9 protein-coding genes and 1 pseudogene are annotated in these 9695 nt (G+C 41.1%); 1 reads left to right on the top strand and 9 read right to left on the bottom strand.

Annotation, left to right across the window (positions count from 1 at the left end; genetic code table 11):
- Nucleotides 1–109 precede the first annotated feature (109 nt).
- Nucleotides 110–373, top strand: a complete 264-nt coding sequence (locus tag ACE1AT_RS19725; RefSeq protein WP_374871358.1) for a hypothetical protein — start codon at nucleotides 110–112, stop codon at nucleotides 371–373.
- An 11-nt stretch (nucleotides 374–384) separates the two neighbouring features.
- Here ACE1AT_RS19725 and ACE1AT_RS19720 read toward each other — a convergent pair whose 3' ends face one another.
- The 9 genes and pseudogenes from ACE1AT_RS19720 to ACE1AT_RS19680 all read right to left on the bottom strand — a co-directional run.
- Entirely contained in the window at nucleotides 385–1056 is a 672-nt protein-coding gene (locus ACE1AT_RS19720; RefSeq protein WP_374871356.1) for a hypothetical protein, read from the bottom strand.
- A gap of 92 nt (nucleotides 1057–1148) precedes the next feature.
- Nucleotides 1149–2795: a hypothetical protein gene (locus ACE1AT_RS19715; protein WP_374871354.1), complete on the bottom strand. Its 1647-nt coding sequence runs from the start codon at nucleotides 2793–2795 to the stop codon at nucleotides 1149–1151.
- Between the two features lie 637 nt (nucleotides 2796–3432).
- Nucleotides 3433–3975 carry a transposase gene (locus tag ACE1AT_RS19710; RefSeq protein WP_374871352.1) on the bottom strand — a complete coding sequence of 181 codons (543 nt, stop codon included), beginning with the start codon at nucleotides 3973–3975 and terminating at the stop codon, nucleotides 3433–3435.
- 361 nt (nucleotides 3976–4336) lie between these two features.
- Nucleotides 4337–5695 carry an ATP-binding protein gene (locus ACE1AT_RS19705; protein ID WP_374871350.1) on the bottom strand — a complete coding sequence of 453 codons (1359 nt, stop codon included), beginning with the start codon at nucleotides 5693–5695 and terminating at the stop codon, nucleotides 4337–4339.
- 203 nt (nucleotides 5696–5898) lie between these two features.
- The gene (locus tag ACE1AT_RS19700; protein WP_374871348.1) at nucleotides 5899–6588 is read right to left on the bottom strand and encodes a PHP domain-containing protein; all 690 of its coding nucleotides are present in this window, start codon (nucleotides 6586–6588) and stop codon (nucleotides 5899–5901) included.
- 342 nt (nucleotides 6589–6930) lie between these two features.
- Complete coding sequence (gene purM / locus ACE1AT_RS19695; protein ID WP_374871346.1) at nucleotides 6931–7959, bottom strand: phosphoribosylformylglycinamidine cyclo-ligase; 1029 nt, start codon at nucleotides 7957–7959, stop codon at nucleotides 6931–6933.
- Nucleotides 7960–8073: 114 nt separating this feature from the next.
- A complete protein-coding gene (locus tag ACE1AT_RS19690; protein ID WP_096676377.1) occupies nucleotides 8074–8283 on the bottom strand; it encodes a hypothetical protein in 210 nt (69 codons plus the stop codon).
- 172 nt (nucleotides 8284–8455) lie between these two features.
- Nucleotides 8456–9058, bottom strand: a complete 603-nt coding sequence (locus ACE1AT_RS19685; protein ID WP_374871343.1) for a superoxide dismutase — start codon at nucleotides 9056–9058, stop codon at nucleotides 8456–8458.
- 317 nt (nucleotides 9059–9375) lie between these two features.
- Nucleotides 9376–9695, bottom strand: a pseudogene (locus tag ACE1AT_RS19680) (hypothetical protein); the annotation flags it as partial.

Below are 9695 nucleotides of genomic sequence, written 5' to 3'. Positions count from 1 at the left end.
CATGAGGATTTCAAACAGTTAGTAATGTTTGTCATACTGTCTATATTAATTACTCACTAATTTACGTGATTATATTTAATTGAAATTGTATCTATTAGTACTAGTATATGTGCTACAAAATGAAGTGCGGAATGTGGGTTTAATAGTCAATGGTGGTATTCCCTTTTCCTTTTCCCTAGTAAGTCCTCGTTGGGCTGGGTTAGCAGTGGGGATGTATTTTGCAGGGTTTGGATTAGTGGGAGGTTTATTTCCGGTAGTATTTCCCCAACCGCAATTAATTACACCAGAGATTGGGGTTTGGGTAAGTGCGATCGCATTTGTGTTTGCGGGTATATGTGTCGCCTCTAGTCGCACACCGAGCGAAGAATTATAAAGAGTAATTTGTTACTTAATCTGAGCAAACCACTGCCGAATCATCTCGACTTGGAAGCGATAACCTTCATCAACTTCCTCAATCAACTCCCGTTGCAACAATAAATTGATAGTGCTAGTTGCCACATCAGCAAATTGCAATATCCTTTTGCGACTCACCACACCTTCTTCTCCCTCAGCTGCAATCAAGCGCAAAATCTCTCGTCCCGTTGCATCTACTTGGTTATTTTGAATATCAGCAAAGAAAAAACCGCCAGTATTTAAAGCTTCGGGAACTGCTGCTTCCACATCTGCTAATTTTGCCAATCGCCGCACAGAGGGATCTTGCTCATTTTTATAAGCGACAATTTCACTACACAGCAGTTGTACTAAGAACGGGTGACAACGGGTAAATTGTAGAACTCGCTCGACAGCATCAGGTTCATAACGCAGAGTAAAATCTTTGACAGGGCGCTGAATTAATTGTCTGGCTTCCTTTTCCTTCAAATAGCTGATATGCACAACTTGCACATTAATCAGATAGCTAGCCCAACGCTGATATTCTTCAATAGTATGGGAACCAGCTAGCATCAGCTTGAAGCGGGGACGATGTTGGATGAGGTGACGCAACATTCCCAAAATATCTTGTTCATCAAAGCGTCCTTTAGTGATGGCGCTGTCTAGCACTTCAAATTCATCTAGCATTAACAACGCCGTATTTTGTTCTAATGCTTTTTCTACCTGATCTAACCATTCATCAAAGTCGGTGAAGGGATCATTTGCTAGGGTTTCACGGGTTAAATTTGGTAAATTAACAGCTGTTCTTGGGTAAGAGGAACAGCTAAAACATAAGGCGATTCAATCTCTTGTCGCAGTTCGGCTTCTCTTGCTAATTCATCAGCGTGCTTAATAATGATCTCACGCCAACTTTTAGCGATGTTGTAGAAACGAGGGGCGTACTTGTCACTACTACGGTTTAATTCTTCCAAGTATGCGTCTATCCGGTCAGCAACAGCCCTAAGCACTAAACGTTGATTGTAACTACTATTTTGATTGAGAGCAGCGTCTACATCTTCGCTGATGCGCTTGGTAAACCGTAACCGAGGACTAATAGGAGTTTCTATTTCACCAATTTCTAGTTTAGGATGAACTTTACGAATAGTTTCTACACCAGCACAGCGTTCTAAACTGCGTATATCTAGTTCAATTTGTGCAGCTTGTGCAGCCCAGCGCTGACGACTGTTATTTAAGTACTCTATCGCTGCTTGTCCCTCGGTTGGGTTGCGTTCTGTCACCAAGACAATATGCTCATCCAAACCAAAAAGACGCAGACGTTGATGTTCGTGCCAAAAAGCAGAATGCCAACATAATAAACTGGATCGACTACCAGAACGCCGTTGTTCAGCTTGATAGAGTAGGGTATTGAATGCCAATTGCAAGGGATAGAGCCACCAAACCCAGGTTAATCCTAGTAAAGTACCAATCACGAATAACCAGGCTTGATGTCCAGTATTATTGCTACTGTAAAAGATGACGAACCATAGTCCCATATTTCCTAGCGCCCCTGCCACCACACCAGCCAAAGTGCCAGCGATGCGCTCTGTGATTGCATAAGGCAAAGTAAAAAAACTACTGAACAAAACGCCTAACCCCACACCTAACCCCACGCTTGACTCCACGCTTGACGCCACGCTTGACACCACACCTGACACCACGCCTAACCCCACGCCTAACCCCACGCCCATCAGCCATCTATTTGTACGCAACCCAATAGCTACGCCTAACACCACGCCATACGCCACGCCATACGCCACGCCTATCTCCACGCGTGGCGCCACGCCAAACGCCACGCCAAACGCCACGTCTAACGCCACGCCATACGCCACGCGTGACGCCACAATACCGACTAGAATACCAACAACAACACCTCCTATCTGTCTTCCCAAGGAATAACTTCGTTCACGTTTAGCAATACTGCCTGCCACGCCTATCTCCACGCCAAACTCCACGCCTGACGCCACGTCTATCTCCATGCCATGTATCACGGCATACACCACGCCTGACGCCACGCCAAACGCCACGCCTGACGCCACGCCAAACGCCACGCCAAACGCCACGCCTGACTCCACGCCTAACGCCACTTTGTCACTTGCCTCCCCCCTTAACAGCAACACACAGCCAACCAACAAGCCAGGGAGTATAGGCAAGATAATATATGCCTGGATTAATAGCCTTCGCAAAATTGGATGACGCCAATGATTTCGGTTCAATTCCGCTAGGCAAAAGTCTGGGCGGAGGTTAGAGTCAATCCGGGCTACATGATTTCGCCACGCCGAGGGACGAAAGAGGAGCCAGAACAACAATTGCAAGCTACCCAGAACTAAATTCGGGTGTTGTTCGGGTGCATCGGTGTAGATTTTGCTGTAGTCGGTGGGGAGCGTCATTCAGAATTAAAAATGAAAAGTTGTAGTAGTAGGTTGGGTTGAGGAACGAAACCCAACATTTATCTTAATTTTTGAGGTTTGATTTTGTTCAATCCAATTCACACAAATAACGAAATTCAATACGATTGTGGTTTTGTTGGGTTTTGCAAAGTAGTAGTAGGTTGGGTTTCGTTCCTCAACCCAACATTTATCTTAATTTTTGAGGTTTGATTTTTGTTCAATCCAATTCACACAAATAACGAAACTCAATATGATTGTGGTTTTGTTGGGTTTCGCTGTCGCTCAACCCAATTCACAAGAATAACGAAACTCAATATGATTGTGGTTTTGTTGGGTTTCGCTGTCGCTCAACCCAACCTACAAGAAAATTACTCATTTGCAATACTTTTATCAAATAGAATTTCCTCTCCTACTCCCCAATCAGTTGTAGGTTGGGTTGAGGAACGAAACCCAACATTTCCTTTCATTTTTGAAGTTTAATTTTCTTCAACCCAATTCACACGAATGACGAAATTCAATACGATTGTGGTTTTGTTGGATTTCGCTGTCGCTCAACCCAATTCACACGAATAATGAAATTCAATATGATTGTGGTTTTGTTGGGTTTCGCTGTCGCTCAACCCAACCTACAAGAAAATTACTCATTTGCAATACTTTTATCAAATACAATTTCCTCTCCTACTCCCCAATCAGCATCATAGATTCCTTGACGAACATAATTATGAAAACTAGAATATTCCCAATCCTTTGGAGCTTTCACTAATCCATGTTTCACAGGATTGTAATGAATATACTCAACATGAGCCTTGAAATCTTGTTCATCTCTTATGCAATGCTCCCAAAAACGACGTTGCCAAATTGCTTTTTCTTTTTTATTCTGTCTAGATGTCGATATTTCTGATTGATACACTGAAGTACACTGGCGACTAAAATAACTTTTGATTAAACGCCAACGTGTGGGAAAGTCACTATCTCCATTGGGTAATGTCCAAATACAGTGTAAATGTTCTGGCAATAAAACAATGGCATCAATTTTAAATGGATGTTGGTTCATAATATATCGAAAAGAATTTCTTAATAAAGAAACGTTGTTAGGTTCACATAGAAATTTGTGTCGGTTGTATGTGACTACAGTAAAAAAATACGTGCCGCCTTCTATTTTTGCTCTTTGATATTCCATTTATTAAGTTTGTTTAGTGATATGTGTTGGGTTACTCTGCAAGAAGCCGCGCAGGGCGGGTCTACGTTCCTCAATCTAACCTATACAATTTAAGTGATATGTGTTGGGTTTCGTTCCTCAACCCAATCTACACTACACAATACACAATTTAAGTAAGGATAATTGTAGGTTGGGTTGAGCGACAGCGAAACCCAATATTATCGTGATTCTGTTGGGTTTCGTTCCTCAACCCAACCTACTTGCTACTTGCTTTATAAATTAACAAATGGTTCTATCTGTCGTAACCCTTCCTCTTGCCAATTATGATCAGTGTTGGGTTTCGTTCCTCAACCCAACCTACTTGCTCATCCCAATACTGGATTTACAAATTCACAAATGGTTCTATCTGTTGTAACCCTTCCTTCTGCCAATTATGATCAGTTTCTCCTTCTTCTAAACTAAATAATCTTTCTCTACAAAGAATTTGCATTAACAAAGGCAAGCATTTACTTTGATTTAAAATCCACTCTACATCTTCCTCAGAAAAAGGTATGGGCGAACTTGCGATTAATTCTCGTGCTTCTAATTCAGTTAGTGATCCCAGATATGCGGTATAACCAAAAATATTGAAAAAAGGTGAACTATGTCCAGTATTGTGTGCTAGTTCAATAGGAGATTCATGGGTTGCTAAAACAAAGGCTAGATTCCCATTTGTATGATTAGTTGCCAAAGAACGCATACACTCCCAAAATTCATCATCTAATTCTGGACAACGTTGTAATCCTACGCCAATCTCGTCTAATAAAATCACTGTGGGATGATGCAAATTGCCGCTAACCACATCCATAAAGTTATCTAAATCACAATGGGTCGGCTGTTCTATTCCTAGATTTTCCAATAGATAACTGAGAAGTCTTTCTCTAGAAGCCATGCGCGAGTCTTGAAAATCTACGAATATCCACTTGTAATTTTCGGGATGCGGTAGCCAATCGAACTTTTGATTAAGACGCAGCTGTTCTGGTGGGGTGGTGGTGATATTTTTCAGATAATGCAGCAGCGAAGTTTTACCCATGCGTTTTTTGCCGATGATGGCGGCGTTTTGCAGGGGATGGCGTTTGAGTATGTTAAAAAGGCGTTTGAGTTCTCGTTCACGTCCAAAAAAGTGTCGAGGATGAGTGATGGGTGAACCAGTGATGAAGGGTGAGGGTTCCTCGTTTGTTGGTTTGGATGGAGATACTTGAGTATTTATTACTCGTATTTGCTCTTGTGAAGCTAGTTGCAATCTTGCTTCAATTTGATTTAGCTGATTTTCAAGATTTGCGAGTTCAGTTTTTTCTTTTTCTAGTTGCTGTTGTAATTGAAACTGAATCGTTGGATTTGTTTCAGAAATTAAAGCTTTTGTGATCTGTCTCAGTTTTTCATTTCTGAGATCCCACCCTTGTTGAAGTGTTCTTTGTTTCTCTTCTAACCTACGCCTGTGTTCAGGACTCAAATATTCAAGTACAGGCGGCTGAGTTTTGTGATTTTGGGATGCGATCGCTTGCCATTCTAGCCCCAACTTCTCACTAATTTTAACAAAATCCAGATCATCAACTAGTTCACCACTGAGAAACTTTTCTACAGTGTATAAAGACACACCTATGTCGATAGCTAAAGCTTGTTGACTAGAATAGCCATTACGCTGGAGAGCTAATTTAACTAGTTGAATGCATTCTAGAGCTACTCGAAGCGATCGCGCCATTACTTTTCATTTTTATACCACCTCAAGCTCATTGTAGGGTGATTCATCCTTAAAATAGAGATTCGCGTAGGTGCGATCGCATTTTTAGTAACTGGTGTGTGTTGCGATCGGCCGCACACCAAGTTAAAAATAGGAAGTTAAACGAGTTGAAAAATGATGAATTCTGAACATTTCATCATTCATAATTCATAATTTTTCCGTGTTTACAATCGCTGCAATAAACTCAAACCGTGAGTATCAGTCCCACAGGTGTTATAAAGTCCGTATTCAACAGCTAATTGTTGGACTTGTTGTGATTCTGTCGCACTGGGTTTCCAAGGTTTTGGGTTGTTGTAGGCGTAGAAACTTTCCACACCGTTAATACCAAGTTCCGCAGCAGCAGGAATTAATTCTAAATGCGATTTTCTATAGCGTGCTGGGTGAGCAAGTACCGCTAACCCGCCAGCTTTTTGAATCGCACCAATAACGTTAACTGCTTGATATTCTTCCCCTGTAGTAATTCTTCTTTGGATGTATGGCTTGATACTTGGGTGTGTAGGATCGAAGGCATAAGCTAAAATGTGAACTTCTATACCTAGCAGATCGGCATTAATTTCTACACCACTCCAGAGGTGAGGAACATGGACACCTGGGTTATTCCATCGCCAATCTTCTAGCCACTGTTGTGCTAATTGGTAGCCAGATATACTATGATGATCAGTGATTGCCAGTCCTTCTAAACCGATCGCGATCGCTTGTTCCATTAACCCACTAGGGTGTAATTTGCCATCAGAGCAAATGGTATGCATGTGAAAGTTGAAGCACTTCGGACAACTTTGAGCATCGATGTTTTGAAATACTTCTTCTAATAATTCTCTAGAGGCAAAAGCAGTCCGAATACAATTGACAGTCATAACCCCCTCTTTTCTTGTGAATGAGTGATAGTTAACACTCCAACACAACCTATTCATAGCTCGGAACTTACCAGCACTTTTACATAGTGTTGGTGGCTTTTTTTTAAGCTTGGTTGGTAATATTTTTCAATATGTTAAGACTACGTTAGCAAATTTAAATGCAATTGGTCATGAGTATTTTCGATTGCCAACCTCAACAAAAGTAATAAAAAGTGCTAAATCTATCCGTTATTTCCACAAAACACAGATATAGAAATAACGACTATGATACTGATTATTTCAGTATAAAACCCACTTGATTAGGAAAAAAATCAACCTCATCAGATGTATTTAATTTGTCATTTATTCCGGTAAACCTAATAATTCGCCGGAGCCACTAATCACTTCACCAATGACATAAGTTGCAATATTTTGTGACTCAAAATGATCAACTGCTGGCTGTACTTGTTGCGGAGGTACAAGTAAGACAAAACCAATCCCCATGTTAAAAGTGTTATACATTGCCTGGGGACTCACCGAACCAGTCTCAGCTAACCATTGAAAAACAGGTGGAATAGACCAACTATCAGTGTCTATTTTAATTGCTTGTCCTTGTCCTAAACATCGGGGTAAATTTTCTGGCAAGCCACCACCAGTAATATGAGCCATACCGTGAATTTCTAAACCCGCTTGGCGTGCAGCGAGAACTGGTTTGACATAAATACGGGTAGGTGTGAGGAAAGTTTCTCCTAAAGTTTTACCACCGAGTAATTCTGGGCGTTGATCCCAAGCAAAACCGTGATCAGAGATAATTTTCCTAACTAAACTATAGCCATTACTGTGAACACCTGCGCTACTCAGAGCGATCGCCACATCTGCGACTTGTACTTGCGAACCATCGAGTAGCTGACTTTTTTCTACAACTCCTACACAAAAGCCAGCCAAATCATACTCACCAGTTTGGTAGAAACCGGGCATTTCTGCTGTTTCTCCCCCCAACAAAGCACAACCTGCTTGTTTGCAACCAGAAGCAATACCCGCCACAACTTGAGTTAATTGCTCTTTTTTTAACTTACCAGTTGCCAGGTAATCCAAAAAAAATAGTGGTTCTGCGCCAGATGTCAACACATCATTAACGCACATCGCCACCAAATCAACCCCAACGGTGTCATGGATGTTGAGAGTGTGAGCAATTTTGAGCTTTGTACCTACACCATCAGTACCAGAGACTAGCACTGGTTCCTGTAAACCAGTTGGTAACTGAAAGTAGCCACTAAAGCCTCCCAATCCGCCTAACACTTCCGGTCTAAAAGTGCTATGAACCAAATTACGAATCTGGGTTACAAAAGCTCGACCAGCCTCAACATCAACTCCTGCGTCCTTATAATCCATTACTTAAAACACCGTGATCAACGCACTAACCACTTTATCATCAGTCCATTGTCAAGAGTCCATTGTCCATAACACATAGTACAGAGAATTTCAAATTGACAATTGACCCTTGACTTATTCAAATACCTCATCTTCTTGACCACGCCACCATTCACCCAAATTCATTAAATCTTGGTGAATATCAGCCAAAGTATCAGCGTATTCAGTTTCTGAAAGTGCTTCACGCAATTCTTGGAGTTTCTTCAGTCGCAGTTGTACCATCAACCAAGGCTTGGCGATGCTGTCAGTCGCTTCCATGTATTGGGCTAAGTCTTTGCTATCCATGTTTTTTATTTCTCAAATTGTTGAATATATAAGTTGCTCTAATACAATAATGAATCAAAAACAGTCACGACTAGCATCGTGACTGTCTTAAGTTTTAGTAAACCAATTGAAATTTCGGCGAGTGACCAGTTATCAGTTTTTGATCACTGTTTACTGATCACTGTTCACTGATTTAAGCCGCAGCATATTGTTCAGCGACAAAATCCCAGTTCACCAATTGATCCATGAAGTTCTTGATAAATGCTGGACGAGCATTGCGGAAATCAATGTAGTAGGCGTGTTCCCAAACATCTAAGGTTAGAAGTGCCTTTTTACCATGAGCAACAGGGTTCTCAGCATTGGGTGTCTTCATTACCTTCAAGGTGCCACCATCATCAATTAACCAAGCCCAACCGCTACCAAACTGAGTTGCTGCGGCATTAGAAAACTCATCTTTGAATTTATCAAAGCTGCCAAAATCTTTTTCAATTTTGGTAGCCAAATCACCTGTAGGTGTGCCGCCACCTGCTGGCTTCAGACAGTTCCAGAAGAAAGTATGGTTCCAAACTTGGGCAGCATTGTTAAAAACGCCTGTCTTGGAGGAATCTTTAAAAGCAAGTTGGATTACTTCTTCTAATGGCTTATCAGCAAGCTCTGTTCCCTCTGTAAGTTTGTTCAAGTTATCTACGTAAGCTTTGTGATGCTTGCCATAGTGGTACTCAAAAGTTTCAGCTTTCATACCGTATGGTTCTAAAGCATCAAATGCAAAAGGAAGGGGGGGCTGTGTAAATGCCATTTTGTGAAATCCTCTCTTTACAGTTTTCCAGTTTAGAGCTTCTGCTGAAGTTTCGGAAAATAAATAACTAAGTGTTCGGCAGTTTAACTTGCTTAACACTAGCAATAAAACTTAATACCTCGATTTTACTAGCAAATGTGGTACTAGAAGCGTCAATCTCAAGGTATAGAACCACAAAAATGCTACCAAAAAACTTTTATTTGAGTATTAATACTAAAACATCTATCGTAGGTTTGATTTTAAACGCAGAGCAAATATGATCAAGCAAACTCAGCAGATGTAAATCCCATGAACACAGAGCTTTGCTATTAAATATATTAGTTATTTTTATAACTCAGTTGTAAATCATAACCCAAAAAACCTTTAATACTGGAGTTTAGACTAAGCCATGCAAAAAGACCCAGCAGGGCTGAGTTAATCAGAGACTTAGCAAAAGTATGAATAATCTTAGGTATTAAACAGCAACCGATGGTTTTTTCCGTGGTCGGGTTACGGTTTTTTTTAACAATAGGGCATCGGTTTTTACGGAGACGCTTTTTTCCTGGTTGCCAACCAGGAGACTTTCCGCGAGGTTTGGGTGCTCTTGTTGGAGTACCAATCACCGCAAAAACTCCACCCATAGCTTGAGCAACTCTTC

Source organism: Pelatocladus sp. BLCC-F211, from assembly GCF_041928655.1.
GTDB lineage: Bacteria > Cyanobacteriota > Cyanobacteriia > Cyanobacteriales > Nostocaceae > Pelatocladus.
The sequence above is the reverse complement of the archived record's forward strand: the minus strand, read 5'-3'. Positions and strand labels throughout refer to the sequence as shown.

Excerpts from the sequence above, each read along its gene's own strand:
- purM (WP_374871346.1), bottom strand. The coding sequence starts at position 7,959 with ATGGATTATAAGGACGCAGGAGTTGATGTTGAGGCTGGTCGAGCTTTT.
- ACE1AT_RS19700 (WP_374871348.1), bottom strand. The coding sequence starts at position 6,588 with ATGACTGTCAATTGTATTCGGACTGCTTTTGCCTCTAGAGAATTATTA.
- ACE1AT_RS19705 (WP_374871350.1), bottom strand. The coding sequence starts at position 5,695 with ATGGCGCGATCGCTTCGAGTAGCTCTAGAATGCATTCAACTAGTTAAA.
- ACE1AT_RS19710 (WP_374871352.1), bottom strand. The coding sequence starts at position 3,975 with ATGGAATATCAAAGAGCAAAAATAGAAGGCGGCACGTATTTTTTTACT.
- ACE1AT_RS19715 (WP_374871354.1), bottom strand. The coding sequence starts at position 2,795 with ATGACGCTCCCCACCGACTACAGCAAAATCTACACCGATGCACCCGAA.
- ACE1AT_RS19690 (WP_096676377.1), bottom strand. The coding sequence starts at position 8,283 with ATGGATAGCAAAGACTTAGCCCAATACATGGAAGCGACTGACAGCATC.
- ACE1AT_RS19720 (WP_374871356.1), bottom strand. The coding sequence starts at position 1,056 with ATGCTAGATGAATTTGAAGTGCTAGACAGCGCCATCACTAAAGGACGC.
- ACE1AT_RS19685 (WP_374871343.1), bottom strand. The coding sequence starts at position 9,058 with ATGGCATTTACACAGCCCCCCCTTCCTTTTGCATTTGATGCTTTAGAA.